This window comes from Nocardia vulneris, from assembly GCF_001613425.1.
Taxonomy (GTDB): domain Bacteria; phylum Actinomycetota; class Actinomycetes; order Mycobacteriales; family Mycobacteriaceae; genus Nocardia; species Nocardia vulneris.
Genome location: NZ_BDCI01000041.1, coordinates 139,586 through 160,698, shown reverse-complemented (window position 1 = coordinate 160,698; position 21,113 = coordinate 139,586). Strand labels below are relative to the sequence as shown.

7 protein-coding genes are annotated in these 21,113 nt (G+C 70.1%); all 7 read right to left on the bottom strand.

Annotated elements, in window-relative coordinates; translation table 11 throughout:
- Window positions 1-2: 2 nt before the first annotated feature.
- The 7 genes from NVU01S_RS35365 to NVU01S_RS35335 are packed head-to-tail and all read right to left on the bottom strand — an operon-like array spanning window position 3 to window position 20,428.
- Complete coding sequence (locus tag NVU01S_RS35365) at window positions 3-959, bottom strand: hypothetical protein (RefSeq protein WP_052280244.1); 957 nt, start codon at window positions 957-959, stop codon at window positions 3-5.
- Entirely contained in the window at window positions 956-2,722 is a 1,767-nt protein-coding gene (locus NVU01S_RS35360; RefSeq protein ID WP_052280245.1) for a fatty acyl-AMP ligase, read from the bottom strand. The genes NVU01S_RS35365 and NVU01S_RS35360 overlap by 4 nt, the downstream gene beginning before the upstream one ends.
- Window positions 2,719-8,358 (bottom strand): non-ribosomal peptide synthetase, encoded by a 5,640-nt coding sequence (locus NVU01S_RS35355; protein ID WP_052280246.1) that lies wholly within the window; start codon window positions 8,356-8,358, stop codon window positions 2,719-2,721. The genes NVU01S_RS35360 and NVU01S_RS35355 overlap by 4 nt, the downstream gene beginning before the upstream one ends.
- Window positions 8,351-11,332: a type I polyketide synthase gene (locus NVU01S_RS35350; RefSeq protein WP_043665387.1), complete on the bottom strand. Its 2,982-nt coding sequence runs from the start codon at window positions 11,330-11,332 to the stop codon at window positions 8,351-8,353. The genes NVU01S_RS35355 and NVU01S_RS35350 overlap by 8 nt, the downstream gene beginning before the upstream one ends.
- A complete protein-coding gene (locus NVU01S_RS35345; RefSeq protein WP_052280247.1) occupies window positions 11,329-16,362 on the bottom strand; it encodes a non-ribosomal peptide synthetase in 5,034 nt (1,677 codons plus the stop codon). The genes NVU01S_RS35350 and NVU01S_RS35345 overlap by 4 nt, the downstream gene beginning before the upstream one ends.
- Entirely contained in the window at window positions 16,346-19,609 is a 3,264-nt protein-coding gene (locus NVU01S_RS35340; RefSeq protein ID WP_280140708.1) for a beta-ketoacyl synthase N-terminal-like domain-containing protein, read from the bottom strand. The genes NVU01S_RS35345 and NVU01S_RS35340 overlap by 17 nt, the downstream gene beginning before the upstream one ends.
- 57 nt (window positions 19,610-19,666) lie before the next feature.
- On the bottom strand, window positions 19,667-20,428 hold the full coding sequence (locus tag NVU01S_RS35335; protein ID WP_167829347.1) for a CPBP family intramembrane glutamic endopeptidase: 762 nt from the start codon (window positions 20,426-20,428) through the stop codon (window positions 19,667-19,669).
- Window positions 20,429-21,113: the final 685 nt, after the last annotated feature.

Here is a 21,113-nt window from a genome sequence, read left to right as displayed (position 1 = left end):
CGCTACGCTCCTTCCGGCCGGCGGTGCACGAAGGCCTGGTGCTTGCCTTCGTATTCGGCCAGCGCGAGCAGGTTTTCGGCGATGCGCGCGGTCTGCACGGTGCCGCCCGCGGCGGCCCGCATCCGGGCGTGCATCAGCAGCGGCGGTAGTTTGCGCCACAGGGCTACCGCCCGCTCCCAGTGTTCGCGGCCCGCGTCGTCGAGCACCTCGTCGTCGAATTCCGCCGCCCACAGCAGCAGTTCACGGTGCCGCAGGGCCTGCCACAGGTCGTCGAGCTGGGTGAAATCGTCTGGGGTCGAAGCGAATTGGTAGCGGCTCGCCAGTGCCACCAGCGCATCCGCACCCACCAGCCGGTCGGCGCGCGGCGCGCGCAGTTCGGCAGGGCGGGTCTGCAGCCAGCGATAGGTCCGGCCCACCTGGATCTCCGAGGTGCCCGCCATCGCTTGTTCGCGCAGCAGCGCGACCGTGTCACCGGGGCCGAGGCTCACCGACCACTCCCGCAGTTCGGCGGCCGAGAGCACCGGAACCCGTTGTCCGGCTTGCAGTCCGAGTTCGGTGGTCATCGTGAGCGGGTCCTCCACCACCCAGCCGTCGACGGTGGCCACGATGGCCAGCCAGTGCGGCGCGTGCCATTTCTGATAGCCGTGCTGCCAGGGCAAGTGGAAGATATCGGCGAGTAGCACGACCGAACCGTGCGCGGCCACCTGCTCCTCCAGCGCGTGGTACGCGGTGGCCCAGTCGTCGTCGCCGTGCACGCCGAACCCCAGCGCGGGCAGCGGTGCGGTGGCATCGTGTTCGAACAGCAGCAGGTCCTGCTCGGCGGGGGTGACCGCGAGGGTCGGGCCGCCCGCGAGCAGCGGCCGCCACCACCGGGTTTCGCCGCGGGCCAGCAGTGCGCTCGCCAGCGCGGCGGTGAAGCAGGTCAGCTTGTCGCCGTGGGTGGACAGTGCCGTGGTCATTTCTCGCCTCGCACCCGGAGCGTGCCGTCGAGGTAGGCGGTGCGCGACGCCGAACGCTGGATCTTGCCGCTCGACGTGCGGGGAATCCCGCCGGGGCTCAGCAGCAGCACCTCGTGCACGCCGACGTCGTGCACCCGGAAGATGGCCTCGCGCACGGCGTTGCGCAGTTCCCGCGCCGTCGTCGCGTCGTCGGCGGGAATTCTGGCCTCGACCAGCACCACGATCTTCTCCTGCACACCGACCTCGATGGAGAAGGCCGAGCAGCGCCCCGGCAGCACCAGCGGATGCGCCTGCTCCGCGGCGTCTTCCAGATCCGGCGGGTAGTAGTTGCGGCCGTCGATGATGATCAGGTCCTTGAGCCGGGTGGTCGGATAGACCTCCCCGTCGTGCAGGAATCCGATGTCGCCGGTGCGCAGGTAGTACTTGCCGTCGCGCGGCGAGAGTTCGCCCCGGAACGTCGCTTCGGTCTCCGCGGGCCGGTTGAAGTAGCCGGAGCAGAGCGACGGTCCGTGCACCCAGATCTCGCCGAGCCGGTTCTCGGGCAGCGGCTCCCTGGTGTCCGGATCGACGATCTGCACCGCCGTACCGGGTGCCGGAGCGCCGCCGCTCACGATGTCCGCGCCGTCCGGCGCGAGCACCACGGACCCCGCGGCGAGCGCCGTGCGGTCCACCGTGACGGTCTGCACGCCGGACAGGGTGCGCCAGTTCACCGAGACCAGCAGGGTCGCCTCGGCCAGACCGTATCCGGCGATCAGGCTCGACTCGGACAGGCCGTGTCCGGCGAAGGCGGCGTAGAACTTCCGGATCGTGCTGACCCGCACCGGCTCGGCCCCCGACAGGGCGTAGCGCCAGCGGCTCAGGTCGACGCCGTCGAGTTCTTCGGGGCCGACCCGTTCGGCGCACAGTTCGTAGCCCACGTTCGGGGAGGCGGCGAAGACCTGTGCGGGATGGTCGCTGATCGCGCGCAGCCAGCGTTGCGGGCGGCGCAGGAACGAGGTGGGCGACATCTGAACCACGCCGTGGCCGTTGATGATCGGCATGATGACGCCGACCATCAGGCCCATGTCGTGGAACAGCGGCAGCCAGCTGACGAAGCCGACCTCGTCCTCGGGGCCCACCCCGACGTGGTACATCATCTGGTAGGTCTGCCTGGCGTTGGCGAGCAGGCCGCGGTGCGGCACCATCACGCCCGCGGGGGTGCGCGTGGAGCCGGAGGTGTACTGCAGCAACGCGATCTGTTCCCGGTCGACCAGCACCGGCTCCCAGTCGGTTGCCAGCCGCGCGTTCACCTCGCCGGTGGTCACGATCAGCCGGGTGGTGTCGGTCGGCGAATTATCCAGCCACGCGGTCACATCGGGCAGTGCGTCGTCGGTGGTGACGAGACACGCCGGGTCGGCGTCGACGCACACCGCGTCGATCCGGCCGTTGGAGTTGTGCGCGCTCGGCGGATACAGCGGCACCGCGATGATGCCGGCGTACAGGCAGCCGAAGAACGCTTTCACGTACTCCAGGCCCGGCGGCAACAGCAGCACCGCCCGGTCCCCCGGGTGCGCCACCTGGAGCAGCGTGGCCGCGTACGCCCTTGCCGCACGGTCGATCTCGGCGTAGGTGAGCGACTCCGTGACCCCGATCGCGGAGGTCGAATCGGGATAGCTCAGGAAGCTGTAGGCGAGCCGGTCCGGATGCTGGGCGGCCTGCCTGGTCAGCGCGCGTACCAGCGTGTCGTATTCGATATCGCCCCCGGTGAGCAGTGTCGTGGTCATACTCCGACCTCCTGTGGTGACGGTGCGGCGAGGAAGCCGACCTTGCGGAAGTAATCCAGGTAGCGGGTGAACAGGTCGTGCGCGACCGGCGGGCAGTGCACACCGACCTGTTCCAGCGCGGTCACCGCGTCGTCCACCTCGAACTGGATCAGCGGCGTCAGCCCGTCACCCGCGTTCAACAGGCTCAGCACGCTGTAGGACGCCGAGCCCGGGCCCGTCTCGGCCGCGTGCGCGGCGATCGCGGCACGCCACTCGTCCAGGGGCACCAGCCGCACCGGCGTGCCGCTCGCCCGCAGCCAGCCGACGGCGTCGGCGAACGATCCCGGCGCGGGGTTACGCACGTGATAGATGTGCGTGCCGGGCCGGGTGTCGCGGGCCAGTTCGACCATGGCCGCGCCGGTGAAGTCGGCCGGCGCGAGATCCACCGCGAAGTCCACCTCGGGCGCGCGGCCGACCTCCTGGCTGGCTTTGACCAGCAGCCAGAAGAAGTCGCTGGTCTGGCAGGCGCCGGTGCGGCTGTCGCCGCCGATGCGACCGAGCCGGAACACGGTGACCGGCAAGCCGCGCGCACCGGCCGCGCAGACCAGCCGTTCGGCGACCCACTTGCTGCGCAGGTAGCCCAGCGACAGTTGCGACGGGTCCTGCGCGGGCAGCCGTTCGGCGACCCGGCCGTCCACCGCGTCGCCGGGGCCGAGCACATACAGCGACGACACGAAATGCAGTGGCGCACCGCTGTTCCTGGCCAGGGTGAGGAGTTCATCGGTGCCGCGCACATTGGCCGCCGCCAGCACCTGGTACGGCAGCGCGAAATTCACGTGCGCGCCGTTGTGATAGATCGCGTCGATCGTGCGGCCGAGCAGCAGGAACTGCTTCTCGCTCAAGCCGAGTCGTGGTTCGCCCAGATCACCGAGTACCGGCACGACCCGGTCGAACGCGGTACGCGGCAGCTCGTAGGTGTCGAAGGTCGCCGCGAGCCGGGCCAGGCCCGCCTCCGGGGTGTCCGCGCGGACCAGGCAGTGCACCCGGGATTCGGTGCGCTCCAGCAGTTCCCGGAGCAGGAACGCGCCGACGAAGCCGGTCGCGCCGGTGAGCAGCACCTCTCCCGTGTGCGGCCGGGCGGTGGTCCATGGTCCGGCGGGCCAGGATTCGACGACGGCGGCCACCTCGGCGGCCAGGTCGATCGCCTCCTCCGTCGACGCCTCCCCCGCCAGCAGCGCCACCACACCGGCGACCGTCGGCCGGGCGAACAGCGAGCCGAGCGGAATGTCTTCGCCGAACGTCTCTTTCAGGCGCAGGATGAGCTGCGCGGCCAGCAGTGAGTGACCGCCGAGATCGAAGAAGTTGTCTTCCCGCCCGACCCGGGGAATGCCGAGCACCTGCGCGAAAACGCCCGCGACCCGCTGTTCGAGCGGCGTGCGCGGCGGCTCGTAGGCCACCGGATTCCGGCGCAGCACCGGTGCGGGCAGCGCGCGACGGTCCAGCTTTCCGTTGGTGGTCAACGGGAATTCGTCCAGCACCAGCACCGCCGCAGGCACCATGTGCTGCGGCAGCCGGCGCGCCAGGTGAGCCCGCACGTCGACCACGAGATCGTCGCGCGCCTTGACCCGCAGCGGATCCGAGACGATCTGATCCTCGGGCCACTCGGCGGCCCGCGCCGGTGCACCGGACAGTGCGACATCCCAGCCGGTCGCCACGACGTCGTAGCGCCCGCCGGGGCGGCGCAGCGCCTCGATCCGATAGGGCATCCGGTCGGCGAGCGCGAGATAGTCCTCGGGACTCACGCCGCCGGAATCGGCCAGTACGGAGCGGATCTGGGCGGCGCTCGCCCGGCCGCGCCGCAGCTCCTCGACCACCGCGAGCGGTCCGGCCACCCGGGCATCGAGCACATCGGTGACGAGCACGGCCGCGGGCCGGTCCTGTTCCAGCACTTCGGCCAGTCGCTGCGGCGTCGTCGTCGCGTCGAGCACCTTGGGCCGCACCGGAAGTCCGCGGGCGCCCGCGTAGAGCACGGCGTCGTAACGGAATCGGGACATCTCGTTGAGCTGCACACCGCGCTCGAGCCGGAAACGGCTGCCGGTCAGCACGGGGCTCGCGGCGACGAAATCCTCGAAAAACTTCGGCGAGATCACCAATTCGGCGTCCCGATCGAGCGCCGCGCGGACCGCGGGCGCGAGTTCGCTCGCACTCGCGGTCGGTGCGTTGGTCGCCTCGACCGTCGCGTGGAACGATTCGCTGAGCAACAGATCGCGGACGTCGCCGACGAACAGCACACCGTCGGGAGCGAGCAGTTCGGCCGCATCGTGCAGCACCCGGCGGAGGTAGTCGGCGCTCGGGAAGTACTGCACCACCGAGTTGATCAGCACGACATCGTAGGAACCGGCGAGGTCGGCGGGCAGTTCGTCGGCGGCGCACAGCTCCAGCCGGACGTGCGCCAGCCCTGGATCGGGGTCGACGATCTTCGCCCGGACGTTCGCGATGGCGGAGGCGGACACGTCGGTGGCGTCGTAGACCTCGCACCGCGGCGCCAGACGGGACAGCAGCAGGCCGGTGCCGCAACCGATTTCGAGAATCCGGCGCGGCGCGAGCGACCGCACGGCCGCGACCGTCGCCTCGACCCACTCCCGCATGTGCTCCTCGGGAATGGCGGCATTGGTGTAGGAGCTGTTCCAGCCGGAGATATCGAAATCGGCGTCGCCCTCACGTCCCTGCCGATAGGTGCTGTTGAACACGACCTGCCAATTGGCGACCTGATCCTGTTCGGCGTCCGCCGCGTCCGCCGTCACGTCGCCCGGCGTGAAATAGGCGACGAGCGCGACGTTTCCGCCGGTGTCCTTGCGCGCCAGCACAACCGACTGGTCCACACCCGGGTGCGCGGTGATCGCCGCCTCGATCTCGCCGAGTTCGATCCGGAAGCCGCGCACCTTGACCTGCTGATCGATCCGGCCCAGGTACTCGAGGTCACCGTCGGCGCGGCGACGGGCCAGATCGCCGGTGCGATAGACGCGGCGGCCGTCCAGCGCGGGGCTCGCCACGAACCTTTCGGCCGTGAGTTCGTCCCGGTTGAGGTAGCCGCGAGCGACGCCGGGGCCGGACACCAGCATCTCCCCTGCCACGCCGTCGGGCACGGGACGCCCCGCGGGGTCGACGATCAGCACCCCGAGGTCCGGCAGCGGCACACCGATCAGGCTGCCCGCCGCCGATTCCACATCGGCCCTGGTGAGTTCGCGGTAGGTGACGTGCACGGTGGTCTCGGTGATGCCGTACATGTTCACCAGGCGTGCGGCCTGGCCGAACCGGTCGAACCAGGGGGTGAGCGTGGCGAGGTCGAGCGCCTCGCCACCGAAGATCACCCAGCGCACGGCGAGTCCGGCGCCCGGCGCGCTCGCCAGCGCCCGCAGCAACTGGGTGAACGCGGACGGCGTCTGGTTCAGCACCGTGACCTGTTCGCGCGCAAGCAGTTCCGCGAACTCGGCGGTGGACCGGCTCACCGACCCGGGCACCACCACCAGTCGGCCGCCGTAGAGCAGCGCGCCCCACATTTCCCAGACCGAGAAGTCGAAGGAGTAGGAGTGGAACATCGTCCATACGTCCCGCGCGCCGAAGTCGTACCAGCGGGCGGTGGTCGAGAACAGCCGCACCACATTGGCGTGCTCGATCACGACGCCCTTCGGCACTCCCGTCGATCCGGAGGTGTAGATGACGTAGCACGGGTCGTGCGGTTCCGCCTGCGCCGGCGGCAGATCCGGCACGGATGCCGCGGGCGACTCGTCGATCAGCAGCAGTTCCGGCCCCGCGCCCTCGGTCGCCGAGAGCAGCGAGCTGTGGCTGATCACCAGGCGCGCACCGGAATCGGCGATCATGAACTCGATCCGATCCGCCGGATACATCGGGTCAAGCGGCACGTAGGCGGCACCCGCGCGCAGCACGGCGAGGATCGCCACCACCACGTCGGCGGAGCGTTCCAGGTGAATGCCGACGAAGGACCCGCGATCGACGCCGCGCGCCCGCAGTCGGCGCGCCAATCCGTCTGCGGCGGAGGCGAGTTCGGCATAGGTCAGCGCGCTGTCGCCGAAAGTGAGCGCCACCGACTCGGGCGTCTGGATCGCCTGGGCCGCGAACAGCTCGTGCAGCGTGAGCCGCGTCGCGGCGGCCGGCGCACACGGCAGCGCCGCGGCAAGCGCCCGCTGGCGTTCGCCGGCTTCGAGGAAATCCAGCTCCGGGAGCGCGGTATCCGGTGCCGCGACCACCGCGGTCAGCAACGCGACGAAGTGCCGGGCGATCGCGGACACGGTCGGCTCGTCGTAGAGATCGACGTCGTATTCGAACGCGCCCGCCAGTTCGGCACCGACCTGCCGCAGGGTCACCAGCACGTCGAATTTCGTGGTGCCCGAATGCACTTCGACGTACTCGGCGTCGAGGCCGGGGATGGTGAGTTCGGGCAGGCTGGTGTTCTGCAGCACCACGGCGGTGCGGAACAGCGGCGAATGGCTCAGTTCCCGGTCGGGGCGCACGTGTTCGACGACCAGGTCGAACGGGGCTTCCTGGTGATCGAACGCGTCGAAGACCACCCGCTGCTCACGGACCAGCAGTTCCCGGAACGTCGGCGCCCCCGACAGGTCGGTGCGCAAGGCGAGCGCGTTGACGAAGAATCCGATGAGCGGCTCGATCTCGGGCCGGGTCCGGCCCGCGATCGGGGTGCCGACGGTGATGTCCTCCGCGCCGGTGTAATACCGCAGCAGCGCTTTGAATCCCGCCATCAACGCGATGAACAGCGTTGCGGGACGGTCGTGCACCCTGACCTCGTCGGCCAGGCGGCGCAGGCCGGCCAGCACCGGGGCCGGAATCGTGAACAGCACCCGCGCCCCGCGGTTCTCCGGTTCGAGCGCCCGTGGTCGATCGGGATGGAACGTCACCAGCGGCGGCTCGTCGCCGAGCACGCCGCGCCAGTAGTCGAGGTCGGCGCCGAACTTGTCGCGCTGCGCGAGATCCTGCAACCACACGGCGTAGTCGGGATACTGCAGCGGCAGTTCCGGCAGCTCGGGCGCGTGCCGGCCCGCGGTGAGATCGGCGTAGGCCGACATCAGCTCGGTGGCGAACACGCCGAGCGACCAGCCGTCGGAGATGATGTGGTGCATCGCGACGGCGAAGATCGCGTCGTCCGCGCCGAGCCGCACCAGCAGCACCTCGACCAGCGGACCGGACAGGTCGAACACCGTCCGGCTGAACTGCTCGACCTGTGCCATCGCGTCGGCGAGCGGTTGCGTGGGGTCCAATTGCGCCGAGTTCACCACGGTCATCGGCAGCGGGGCCACCGGCCCGACCACCTGTACCGGAATGCCCTCGCGCACTTCGATACTGGTGCGCAGCGATGCGTGCCTGGCCACCACCAGCGACAGTGCGCCCTGTAATGCGGCGATATCCAGGTGGCCGCGCAGGCGCAGGGCCAGCGGCATCGTGTACGTCGCCCGGTCGGGGAACAGCTGCTCCAGGAACCAGATCCGCTGTTGCGCGGCCGAAAGCGGGGCGGCCGCGGTGGGATCGGGTCGGCGCGGAATGGCCGCGCGCGGCGTGTTGCCCGCGGCCCAGCGCCGCAGCAATTCCCGGCGGGAGGCGCCGGTATCGACGAGTTCAGGCATTGTTGCTCCGTTCTTCGGCCGCCCCGGGCTGATTCAGCAGCAGTTCGACCTCGCTGTCGGACAGCTCGTCCAGCCGTCGCATCAGGTGCGCGGCGATGGTCTCGGCCATCCCCGCGACGGTCGGACCCGCGAACAGTTCGCCCAGTGCGAGTTCCAACGGGAAGATGGCGCGCAGCTGGGTGGCGACGTGCACCGCCAGCAGCGAATCGCCGCCCAGTTCGAAGAAATTCGCATCCACGCCGACCGCGTCCACGCCGAGGGCGGCACACCACACGGCGCGCACGCGCTGGCGCACCGCCGCGACGAACTCGTCCTCCTCGGCGCCCGCGGCATCGCTCGCCTCGGGGGCGGCAGGCTCCGGCGGGGTCTGTTCGACCGTGCGAAAGCGCGTCGGCGCGGTCTCCGGCGGATCGACCCAATAGCGCTTCAGCGCAAAGGGATACGTGGGCAGGCCGACCGTCGCGGGCGTCCGGTCGCCGTAGATCGCCTCGAAGTCGACGTCCACGCCGGACAACCACAGGCGACCCGCCGCCTCGACGATCGCCGACTCCGGCGCACCGGCCCCGAGGCCGACGGCGAGCGTGCCGACCGTGGCCGACCCGCGATCGGCGGTGCGCAGGAACGAGACCAGCGATTTGCCCGGGCCCACCTCGAGCGCGACGGTGGACAGATTACGGGCGAGCAGGCCCAGGGCCGCCTCGCGGAAGCGCACCGTACTGGTCATCTGCCGGGCCCAGTACGCCGGGTCCACCGCTTGCTCGGCGGTGATCGGGGCGCCGGTCACGGTGGACCAGAACGATGTTCGCGGCGCCCGGCGGGGCACGCCACGCACCAGTTCCGCGAAGCGCGCCGCGGCCTCGTCCATCAGCGGCGTGTGGAAGGCATGCCCGACCGGGAGCAGCGAGCTCGCCGCGCCTGCCGCGGACAGCTCCTCCGAGAGCCGGAGCAATGCCGCGGGCGCGCCCGCGACCACGCAGCGGGTCGCGGAATTGTCCGCGGCCAGCCACACGTCCTCCGGCAGGCGTGCGGCGACGGCGTCCGCGCCCTGGGAGATCGCGAGCATACCGCCGGGCGGCGCGGCCGCCATGATCCGGCCGCGCGCGGCCACCAGGCGCAACGCGTCGGGCAGTTCGAAGACGCCGGCGAGGGTGGCGCAGACCAGTTCGCCGAGGCTGTGCCCCAGCAGTTCCGTCGGCGCGACGCCGAACTCGCGCCACATGCCCGCCAGCGCGTATTCCACCGCGAACAACGCGACCTGGGTCTGTTCGGTGCCCTCGGCCTGCCGGACCGCCGCGTCCAGCTCGAACCCGTCCGCGCGGAGCAGCTCCGCGCACTCGCGCAGGCGGCTGCCGAACGGACCGACGGTGGCCGCGAGTTCGAGTACCGCCGCACCGAGTGCGACCCCTTGCCCGGGGAACAACCACGCCACCGCCGGCGCGGGCACCGCCTCGCCCGCCGCGGGCTTGCGCAGCGCCGTGGCCGCCTGCGCCGTCGTGCTCGCCACCACCATGCGGCGATGTGGGAACCGGCGGCGACGATGCGCCAACGTGTGTGCGACGGCCGCCAATTCGACGTCGGTGTCGTCGAGGTGGTCGGCCAGGCGCGCCGCGGCACGGTCGGCGTCCTGCGGCGTGCGCGCCGAGATCAACAGCGCGCGTGGGCCGCCCGTCGCCGCGACGGGTGCGGGCACCGGCGGCTGTTCCACGATGACGTGCGCGTTGGTGCCGCCGATACCGAACGCGCTCACCCCGGCCCGGCGCACCTCGGCGGTCCACTCTTTCAGTTCGGTGTTCACATAGAACGGGCCGGACGCGAAATCGATCTCGGGGTTCGGCCTGGCGTAGTGCAGGCTGGCCGGGATGCGGCCGTCACGCACCGTGAGCACCGCTTTGATGAAACCGGCGACACCGCCCGCGGAATTCAAGTGGCCGACATTGGTTTTCACCGAACCCAGCGCGCAGTACTGCGTGGCCGCCGTGTGCTCGCGGTAGGCGGCGCTCAACGCCGCGATCTCGATCGGGTCGCCCAGTTTCGTTCCGGTGCCGTGCGCTTCGACGTAGCCGATGGTGTCGGCACCGATCCCGGCCGCCGACAAGGCTTCTCGGATCACGGCCCGCTGACCCGCGATGCCCGGCGCGGTGTAGCCGATCTTGTCGGCGCCGTCGTTGTTCACCGCGGAACCGAGGAGCACGGCGTGCACCCGGTCGCCGTCGGCGAGCGCGTCGGTAAGCCGTTTGAGCACGACGACGCCTACGCCGGAACCGAATACGGTGCCACCGGCGTCGGCGTCGAACGCCCGGCAGTGCCCGTCCGGGGAGAGGATCGAGCCCTCCTCGTAGATGTAACCGGCTTGCTGCGGCACCTGCACGCTCGCACCGCCGGCCAGCGCCACATCGCACTGGAAGTCCAGCAGGGCCTGCGCCGCCTGGTGAATCGCGACCAGCGAGGTGGAGCACGCCGTCTGCACCGCGAAACTCGGTCCGGTCAGGTTGAGCTTGTAGGAGACCTTCGTGGCCAGGTAGTCCGAAGCGTTGCCGTGCAGGGCGTGCAGTTGCGAACTCGGGGTCTGGAACAGACTCGCGTGCCCGGCCAGGTTGCGCAGCAGATAGGTGCTCAGGCCCGCGCCCGCGAAAACACCGACGGAGCCGGGATGCTCGGTGGCGAGGCGGCCGCTGTCCTCCAAGGCTTCCCACGCGCACAGCAGGAACAAACGCTGCTGCGGGTCGGTCAGCTGGACCTCCCGCGGGCTCATGTCGAAGAACTCCGCATCGAACTTGTCCGCGTCCGGCAGCAGCGCACCCACGTGCACATAACCGGCGGGCGGGTCGGCGGGCATGGTCTCCGGCGCGAGCGGGCGCACCGATTCCCGGCCCTCGCACAGGTTGCGCCAGTACTCGGTGACCGTGTCGGCGCCCGGGAAGCGGCAGGCCATGCCGATCACGGCGATCCGGAAATCGTTGTCGTCGTGCGTCATCGCGGGTCCCTGCTCTCGTCGTCGGACAGGTGCGGCGCGGGTGCCTCCGCGCTCTGGCGGTGTGCCCGCCGGCGCGCGGCGGCCGCACGCCGGTCGAGCCCGCGGTCCCCCTCCGCCGGCGCACTCGCCCGACCGGCCAGGGCTTTCGCGAGTCCGTCGACGGTCGGCGCGGCGAACAGGTCGGTCATCGCCAGTTCGATGCCGAGCCGCCGCTCCAGCAGGCCACGCACCCGGGCCACCGCGAGCGAATGCCCGCCCAGATCGAAGAAGTTCTGCCCCAGACCGACCTCGCGGTCGAGCACCTGCGTCCACACCTCGGCGACGATGCGCTCCAGTTCGGTGCTCGGCGCGATGTACACCGGCGGCGCGGCCGGGGCGATCCTGGGCAGCTTGGCCCGATCCAGCTTGCCCGTGAGGCCACGCGGCAGCCGGTCGAGCACCATGTACGCCGACGGAATCATGTAGTCGGGCAGCCTGGTTCGCAGGAACGCCGACAACTCCAGGTAGTCGGGCTCGAGCGGGCCCTCCTGGGTGAGATAGGCGACCAACCGCGGCACCTCGGCCTCGGCGTCGAGCACCACGGCCGCTTCGGCGACCGTCGGGTGTGCCCGCAGGAAGGTCTCCGCCTCTCCCGGCTCCACCCGGTGGCCGCGAATTTTCACCTGCCGGTCCTTGCGGCCGACGAAGACCAGCTTGCCGTCGGGCAGGCGCCGGGCCAGATCGCCCGTGCGGTAGTACGGCACGCCGTCGCGGCCGGTGCCGAACGCCCGCTCGGTGAGTTCGGGTCGATGCCAATAGCCGAGGGCCACATGGGAACTGCGCAGCGCGATCTCGCCGTACACCTCGGTGGGCCGGCCCGCGGCATCCACCAGGTCCACCGCCACCCCCTCGACCGGACGGCCGATCGGCACGCCCGCGCGATCCGCGTCCGCGGGAGAAACGATGTGCTGCAACGCCACCGAGCATTCCGACGGTCCGTACAGACTCACCAGCCGGCAGGCGGCGGTGAAGTGCTTGCCGAAGTCGGTGACATCGCCACGCACCACCTCCTCGCCGCCGAGCGCGACCAGGCGCAACGCCTGCGGTGTCCACGGCCCGTCGGCGTCGCTCAGCAGGTAGCGGAAAAGCGTAGGGGTGCAGTGCAGGACAGTGATCCCGGCGCGTTCGATCTCCGCGCGCAAGGCGGCCGGACCGTAGTCGTGCGGATCGATCACGCACAGTTGGGCACCCGCCACCGCCGCGCCGAACGAATTCAGCACACCGGCGTCGAAGGTGTATCGCGCGGGGGCGGCGACGACATCGTCGGGGCCGAGGCGTAGCCGTCGCGCGTAGGTCACCGCGTGCGCCAACGCGTTACCGCGGCTCTGCGCCACACCTTTCGGGCGTCCGGTGGACCCGGACGTATGCAGGATGTAGGCGAAATCGTCGGCGCTGATATGCGATTTCGCCCACGTCGACAGGTCGTTGGTGGGCACCGCGCCGAGTGCGGGGTCCGGATGATCGGCCCGCGCCGCGACGGCGAACACGTGCGCGCCGCCCGCGACGGACCGCGCGAGCGCGGTCAGCGCCGGATCACACACCAGCGCGGACACCTCGGCTTCCTCGAGGATCTCGATCAGCCGGGCCTCGGGGGCCCGCGGATCGAGCGGGACGTAGGCCACGCCCGCGCGCAGCGCCGCCCACACCGCGACGAAACTCTCCGGCGTGTGGTCGTAGAGCAGCGCGACTCGGCTGCCGTCCAACCCGGCGCCGATGAGCTGCTTGGCAATGGCTGCGGTGAGCAGGTCCAGTTCGGCGTAGCTGGTGATGCGCTCGCCGCCGCGCACCGCCGGTGCCTCGGCGCGCACATCGATCACCGCGTCCAAACGATCGATCAGACGCTCGCCGGGCTCCGCCACCGGCACGAGCGCGGTTCCGGGCAGCTCCCAATCCGGCTCGCCCGCAGTCGGTTCGGTCCGCTCCAGCACGATCGCGCCGACGAGCTGTTCGGGGTCCGCCACGATCGCGGCCAGCGCGGTCGCGTAGTGGCGCAGGGCCCGGTCGGCGCTGGGCTCGTCGTAGAGGTCGAGGCTGTATTCGAGACTCAGCTTGGCGGTGCCGTCGGTTTCGTCGACGGTGAGATCGAAGTCCATCTTGGCGGTCGCCCGTGGGGCGTCGACCAATTCGACCTCGAGTCCGGCCATGTCGAGCGTGGGCGGCGGCGTGTTCAGGTAGTTGAACATGACCTGGGCCAGCGGGGTCCGGCTCAGGTCCCGGTGCGGCACCATCGCCTCGATGACCTTCTCGAACGGCAGATCCTGGTTCGCGTGCGCCGCGAGCACGGTCCGCCCGACGCGGGCGATCAAGCCGGTGCAGGTTTCCTCCGGGTCGACCTGGGTGCGCAGCGCCAGCGTGTTCAAGAAGCATCCGACCAGGGGCTCGACCGCCGAGCGGGTCCGTCCGGCGATCGGGGACGCGACGATCAGATCCGGTTGGCGGGTATACCGATTCAGCACCGTGTAGAAGGCCGTGAGCAGCACCGCGAAGGGCGTGACGCCCTGCCGGGCGGCAAGCGCGCGGACCTGCGCCATCACCTGCGGGTCGATCGCATGGCGCGCCACCGCGCCGCGCGAGGTGCGCCGAGCCGGACGCGGACGGTCGCCGGGGATCTCGGTGACCGTCGGATCCGCGAGCTCACCGCGCCAGAAGTCCAGTTGCCCGGCCAGACTCGTCGCGCTCTCGCGCTGCCAGCCCGCGTAGTCCGCGTACTGCACCGGCAACGGCGGCAGTGGTGCGAAGTCCCGGTCGGTGCGGGCGCGGTAGTGCGCCGAGACCTCCTGGCTCAGTACCGCGATCGACCAGGCGTCGCACACGATGTGGTGCAGCGCCATAGCGAGCAGGTATTCGCCGGGGCCGGATTTGATCAGGTGGTACCGCCAGACCGGGCCTTCCGCCAGGTCGAACGGCGCTCGGTACACCTGGGTCGCGAGGTCTGCCTCGGCGCCGGGCCGAGCCGCTGCCGGAAGGGCGCTCAGATCCGTAATCTCCAGCGGCCGTGCGGTATACGGGCGGATCAGCTGGCGCAGCTGTCCGTCCGGGGTGGTCCGGTAAACGCTGCGCAGCACCTCGTGCCGCTGCTCCACCTGTGCCAGTGCGTGTTCCAGCGCGGCGACGTCGAGCACGCCGCGCAGCCGCAGCCCGCCGGGCATGATGTAGGTCGCGTTGCCGGGATCGAGGGTCTCCAGGAACCAGAGCCGCTCCTGGGCATAGGAAACCGCGAGCAGTTCGTCCTCGGCGCGCGGCAGCGCGCGCAGCGGCGGCAACGACTCCTCCTGCGCGGCAGCGGCTTCGATCAGACGGGCCGCCGTGACGATGGTCGGGCTCTCGAACAACTCGCGCAGCGAGACGCTCACCCCGAACTCGTCGAGGATCTGCGAGATCACCCGGGTCGCCGCCAGCGAAGTACCACCGAGCAGGAAGAAGTCGTCGTGGCGACCGATCTCCGGACGCTCCAACGCCGCGGACCACAGTGCGGCCAGCCGGATCTCCCGCTCGCCGATCGGGGCCTCGAACGGGGCCGCTTCGGGTTCGAGCGAATCCTCCGCACCGCCGAGATCGCGCGCCTCGTACGTCCGCACCGGGAGGCCGGCGAGCAGATCGTCGATTCTGGTCGTCGGGGTAGCCGCGGCCGCGGCGGCTGCCACCGTACGGAAATCCAGCGCCAGATCGGCGGCCGCGGTCGCGGTCAGCAGTGCCGAGTTGTAGGTGAGCTGCACGACCAGCTCCGAGCCCGTCTCGGCGACGTGCATGACCAGGTCGTACAGCGTCGCGCCGGTATCGATGGTGTGCCAGTCGACGGTCAGGCCCCATTCGCTCAGATCGGGGCGCTCGAGCACCTGCTGGACGAACAAAGTCTGGAACACGGGGCTGTAGGCCGGATCCCACGGCCCGCCGATCGCTTCGACGATCCGCTCGAACGGCACGGTCTCGTCGTCGTAGGCCGCCATCGCGGTATCGCGCGTGCGATGCAGCAGATCCAGGAAGGTCTGGCCGGGCGCGACATCGGCGCGCACCGGCACCGTGTTCACGAAATGCCCGATGGTCTTGGCCAATTCGGCATACGGCCGGGCCGCCATCGGGATGCCGACACAGAAGTCGGACCGACCGTAGCGGTGGGCCAGGATCAGCTCGTAGCAGGCGAGCAGGAAGACGAACGGCGGCACGCCATTGGCCGCGGCGGCGGCCCGCACCGCCGCGCTCACCTCGCGCGGAAACGAATCCTCGACGCGCGCACCGTTGTTCCCGACGCGCCGGGGCCGTCTGCCGATCGCGATATCCAACGGCGGCGCCCCGCGCAGGAGCGCGGCACGGCGCTCGGCGGCGGCCGCCTGGGTGGCCGGAGCACCGTGTTCGGCGCTCCACACCGCATAGTCGGCGTACTGCCGCGGCGGCGCGGACAACACGGTCTCCGCACCGCGGCGCAGTGCGCCGTAGGCCAGCCAGAGCTGATCGAACAGCAGCGCGATCGAAAGTCCGTCCAGGACCAGGTGATGCGCGACGACCGCGAGCAGCCACTGCTGCTCGGCCAGCCGGATCAGCGCCCAGCGCACGGGTGGCCGTGTCGCCGGCTCGAACGGCGCGGTCGCCAGCGTCTCGAGCAACTGATCGACCGCCGCCGCCCGGGATTTCGCGGGCACCAGCCGCAGATCCGGTGTCTGCCAATCGGCGCCGTCGGTCTCGACGATCTCGGCCCGCAGTCCGTCGGGCGTCTCGGTGAAAATCGTGCGCAGCGCGTGGTGCTGGCTCGTCACGGCATTCGCCGCCGCGCGCAGGGCCGCCGCGTCGAGCGGTCCGTCGATCCGGATGCCGAGCGGCACATGGTAGATCGCGGGATGGCCGGCCAGCTGCTCGTGCAGCCAGATGCCGCGCTGGGCTCGGGTGACCGGGAACGGGCCCGCGCCCTCGCGCAGCGGAACGGTGGTGGTGGCCAGGCCGGCCGCGCGGCGTTCCCGCAGGCGCGCGAGGGCCAGGCTGCTAGCTGGTGAGTTCATGAGCGGTCTCCAAAAGGGCATCGGCCTGCTCGACCATGAGTTCCTCCAGCGCCGCGGCCACCTGGGCGACGGTCGGCTCCAGCAACATGCGCCGGAGGGCGAACTCGATCTCGAAGAGCTCGCGCAGCCTGCGCACGAACTGGGTCGCGGCCAGTGAATGGCCGCCGATGCGGAAGAAGTTCTCGAACACGCCGACCTGCTCGAGACCGAGCAACTCCGCCCACATCTCGGCGACGACCTGTTCGTATTCGGTACGCGGGGCGACATAGTCCGCGTCCGCGGCGAACAGTTCGGTGGCCCGGCTCACCGGGGTGGACTGGATACTGGGCACGCCGTCGACCACCCGGTACGACTTGCGGTCGTACGGGTACAGCGGCAGCCGAGCCGCCGGCCGGTCCACCGGATCCACCCCGGCCCAGCGGACCTCGTGACCACGCACGTGCAGTTCGCCGACCGCGGCCAGCAGCACCGAGAGATCGTCGATGTCGCGGACCAGCGACGGCACCGCGATGCCGGGCCGATCATGGTGGCGGAGCAGGCTTTTCAGCATGCCGTTGAGCGCCGGATGCGGGCCGATCTCGACGAAGGAGCTGACGTTGGCCTCGATCATGGCACCGACCGCCGCGGCGAACTCGACCGGCCGCACCACCTGGTCGGACCAGTACAGGCCGTTCAACTGGGTGCCGTCGATCCGATCACCGGTGACCGTCGAGTAGAACGCGATACTGCCCGAACTCGGCTGGATGCACGGCATGTCGGCGACGAACTCCGGCAGGCAGTCCAGCATCAGCGGGGAGTGGAAGGCGTAGCGGCCCGGCAGCCGCCGGGTCATCACCTGTTCGGCGTCGAGCCGGGCGAGGAAGCCGTCGACGGCGGCGGTGTGCCCCGAGATCAGCGTCCACTTGGGCCCGTTCGTGCCGGCCAGATGCACGCGCGGCGGCAGTTCCAGCTCCGCGGCGGGCAGGTTCACCACGGCCATGCAGCCGTTGTCCCGCAGGCGCGCGGTCGCTTTGGCGCGGGCCGCGATGATCTGTGCGGCGGTGCGCAGATCGATCGCACCGCTCACGTGGGCAGCGGCGACCTCGCCGACACTGTGCCCGACCACCGCGGCGGGGACGATCCCCCACGACCGCCACAGGGCGGCGAGCGCGACCTGGAGGGCGAACAGCACCGGCTGCGCGGTGCCGGTGTCGGCCAGGGCTTCGGCGTCGCTACCGCGATCCAGCACCGCGAAGGTCGACCAGCCGAGTTCGATCCGCAGCTCACGATCCACCGCGAGCAGTGCGTCCCGGAACGCAGGTTGCTGACGAATCAGCTTGCGGCCCATGCCTACCCACTGATTGCCCTGACCGGTGAAGACGAACCCCACCTGGCCGGGACCGCTGCGCGGCACCCGGCCCGCCGCCGCGCCCAGCGGCAACGCGCCGGCGGCGATCGCGGCGAGCTGATCCGCGAGGTCCGCGTGATCGCGTGCGGGCACCGCGACCCGGAAGGGGTGCTGCGCCCGGCGCGCGGTGGAGGTCTGCGCGAGTTCGGCGACCGGCGGCGCCGAACCGTCGCGCAACAGGTCCAGCCAGCTGTCCACCAGCGCCAGCGTCGACTGCTCGCTGCGCCCGGAAAGGCTGACCAGATAGGGCTTTTCGGGCTGGACCGGCGGCGGCGTCCGCGTCGGCCCGGTGGGCGCACCGGTGAGCACGGCGTGCGCGTTGGTGCCGCCGAAGCCGAAGGAACTCACCCCGGCCAGCGCGCGTCCGCCGTGCGCGGGCCAGTCCCGGCTCGTGGTCGGCACCTCGAACGGCAGGTCCGCGAAAGCGATGTGCTTGCTGGGCGATTCGAAGTTCAGGTGGGCGGGCACCTGACCGTGGTGCAGCGCCAGCGCGGTTTTCACCAGGCCGGTGATACCCGCGGCCGCCTCCAGGTGGCCCACCACCGTCTTGGCCGAACCGACCAGGAATTCGCCGCTGCCGGTGCGGTTCTCGCCGAACACGGTGCCGAGCGCGCGGGCCTCGATGGCGTCGCCCAGGATGGTCCCGGTGCCGTGCGCTTCGACGTACTGCACGTCGCGGGGATCGACCCCGGCTCGCCGGTAGGCCCGGCGCAGCACGTCGACCTGGGACTGGAAGCTCGGCGCGGTGAGGCCGTTGGTGCGGCCGTCCTGGTTTACCGCCGAGCCGAGCAGTACGGCGTACACCCGGTCGCCGTCCCGCTCCGCCTGGGCCAGCGGCTTCAGCACCACGGCCGCGCTGCCCTCGCCGCGGACATAGCCGTCGGCGCGGTCGTCGAAGGTTTTGCAGCGTCCGTCGGCGGCCATCATGCCCGCCTCGGCCAGCGCTGCGGTGATATGCGGATCGAGCGTCAGGTTGACGCCGCCGACCACGGCGACGTCGCAGTCGCCGTCGTGCAGGCTGCGCAACGCCAGATGCAGCGCGACCAGCGAGGACGAGCACGCGGTGTCCACGCTGACGCTGGGCCCGCGCAGGTCGTACAGGTAGGACAAGCGGTTGGCCGCGATGCTGGCCGCATTCCCGGTGACGGCGGCGATCGGCAGCCCCGCGTGCGGGTCGTGGCCGGCCCCGCGGGCGTATTCACCCGCGGTGATGCCGACGAAGGCGCCGGTCGCGGTCCCGGCGAGCCGCTCGATCGGTACGCCAGCGTCCTCGAACGCGTCCGCGACGGTCTCGGCGAGCAGCCGCTGCTGCGGATCCATCACGGCCGCCTCGGCGTCGGAGATGCCGAAGTAGTTCGCGTCGAACGCATAAGGGTCGTCGAGGAAGGAGCCGAACCATGGCGTGCGATGTTCGTCCGGCACGTCGGCACCCGCCGCGGCCTGCGGCCGATCGTATCGGCTGCGCGGTGCCTGACCCACCAATTCTTTTCCGTGCCAGAGGGTTTCCCACAGCTGCTCGGGACCGCGCAGGCCGGCGTAGGCGCAGCCGATGCCGATGATCGCCACCGGCTCTTGGCCGGTGTGCGGGCGCGTGGTGGCCGAGGGCACCGGCTCGGCGCTGTCTTGCGGCAGCGGGGCGGGGCCGTCCTGTGCGGCCGCCAATCCTTCGGCCAGCGCGTGCACGGTCGGGTATTCCCAGGGCAGATCCGGCGGGAGCGGCTTGCCCATCCAGGTGGAAATCTTGCCGACGAATACCAAGGCCACCGCGGAGGTGAGACCGAAACTGGAAAACGGCTCACTCAATGCGACATCATCGCTGGCAATATCGAGTAATTCACTGAGCGTTTCGGTGAGAAACATGCTGATTTCGTCGGCCGTCCGACGGGCCATTTCTGCAGACATCTAACGCTATCCCTACTACGTAGAAACAGAAGTACGAGACTCCACGGAGTTGTCAGGATTGTCCGCGTCGGCGGGGACATTCTGTTCGGCGAGGGTTTTCCCCGGAATCTCGGACAATCCCCGAGCGGCCAGGTTCCGGCGCGCCTGCGCCAGCGGGAATGCGAGAACGCGCAGGTCGTGGAATAGCTTCACGGCGATCGTCGGCCAGATCGCGCCGGTCAGTTTGTACAGCAGCGCGAGCGCGACGCCGCCGAAGATCACCTGCGCGGAGACGGCGGGCCGGAAACCGTGCCGCAGGCCGTCGATGACGCCACCGGCGAGGATGACCAGCACCCAGAAGGGCAGGTCCGGCCAGAGCAGCGCGACCGCGTAGAGGGTGAAGCCGCGGTAGACGACCTCCTCGGCGGGCGTGCTGAACGAGTTGGCCAGCCACCAGAAGCGCTCGATCGAGTTCTCCGGGGTGATGAACACGACGTACTCGATCTTGCGGGCGATCCAGTCCTTGCCCGCGCGCCCACCGACCAGCGGAATCAGCACCGGCCCAAAGAGATACGAGACGTAGACGGCGATGATGGCGAGGCTGATGACCTGTTCGGGCAGCGAGAAGCCACGGAAGATCGCGGTGTCGAAGTGGGTCAGGCCGAGTTCGCGCACCGAGGTGCCGCTGATCGCGAACGCGACCAGGATGACCGCGAGCGTGGCCCAGGTCCGGAACACGCCACCCTGGTACAGGCGCACGCGCGCATCGGACCGCTGCCCGAATTCACGCGTGAACACGCGGACCGAGAATATCTCGAAGAATGGTTCCGCGAACACGAGATAGACAAGCAGGACTATGCAGAATATTTCCATCGGGGAGCCCCGTTCACTTCCGGTCGGGTCGGTATTCGTATCTGAATGGAATGGGGTCGTCCGCGTCCTTGCGTTACAACTATTCCGTGGGAGACTCAGCGCACATCGGTGAAATTCGCTCTACTGCCCGAGCTGAAGCATCACCTACTCGCTGGTCCTGAACACATCGGCCAGACAGTACGCCCGTACTGAGATAACTGTCTACAGCTTCCATCTGGAAGATCCTGTGAGGTGGACCACCGCCGATATACGGAGTAAATACCTCCACATACCGGCGGTGCGGAAAGTCTGATTTGCGTCGTTTTTTCGCCCGATTGGGGTGAATTCGACGAGCCTGGTTAACCCTGCGGCGCAGGCCATTCAACTGCCCGAAACGTTGCTCACCGGCGCACGCAACATCGCGTATCGGCAATATGATTGCCAATTGTTTGCCACTCCTGGAGCGAGTAACAAGACCATTTGTGCCCGTCCCCAAATTGCCGCCGCGCGGCGGCTGCACCGCATGCGCGAGTGTTCATGCGACGGCCATCCACCGGGCCAGTGCCGCGCGCCTGCCCGTCGGCGGCCGTCCACCGCCCGGTCACGAAACCGGCACCGGCGTACCGCGTCG

What these genes read in the sequence shown, in the direction of transcription:
- NVU01S_RS35345 (WP_052280247.1), bottom strand. Translation starts at nt 16,362, where the DNA reads ATGAACTCACCAGCTAGCAGCCTGGCCCTCGCGCGCCTGCGGGAACGC.
- NVU01S_RS35365 (WP_052280244.1), bottom strand. Translation starts at nt 959, where the DNA reads ATGACCACGGCACTGTCCACCCACGGCGACAAGCTGACCTGCTTCACC.
- NVU01S_RS35360 (WP_052280245.1), bottom strand. Translation starts at nt 2,722, where the DNA reads ATGACCACGACACTGCTCACCGGGGGCGATATCGAATACGACACGCTG.
- NVU01S_RS35355 (WP_052280246.1), bottom strand. Translation starts at nt 8,358, where the DNA reads ATGCCTGAACTCGTCGATACCGGCGCCTCCCGCCGGGAATTGCTGCGG.
- NVU01S_RS35340 (WP_280140708.1), bottom strand. Translation starts at nt 19,609, where the DNA reads ATGTTTCTCACCGAAACGCTCAGTGAATTACTCGATATTGCCAGCGAT.
- NVU01S_RS35350 (WP_043665387.1), bottom strand. Translation starts at nt 11,332, where the DNA reads ATGACGCACGACGACAACGATTTCCGGATCGCCGTGATCGGCATGGCC.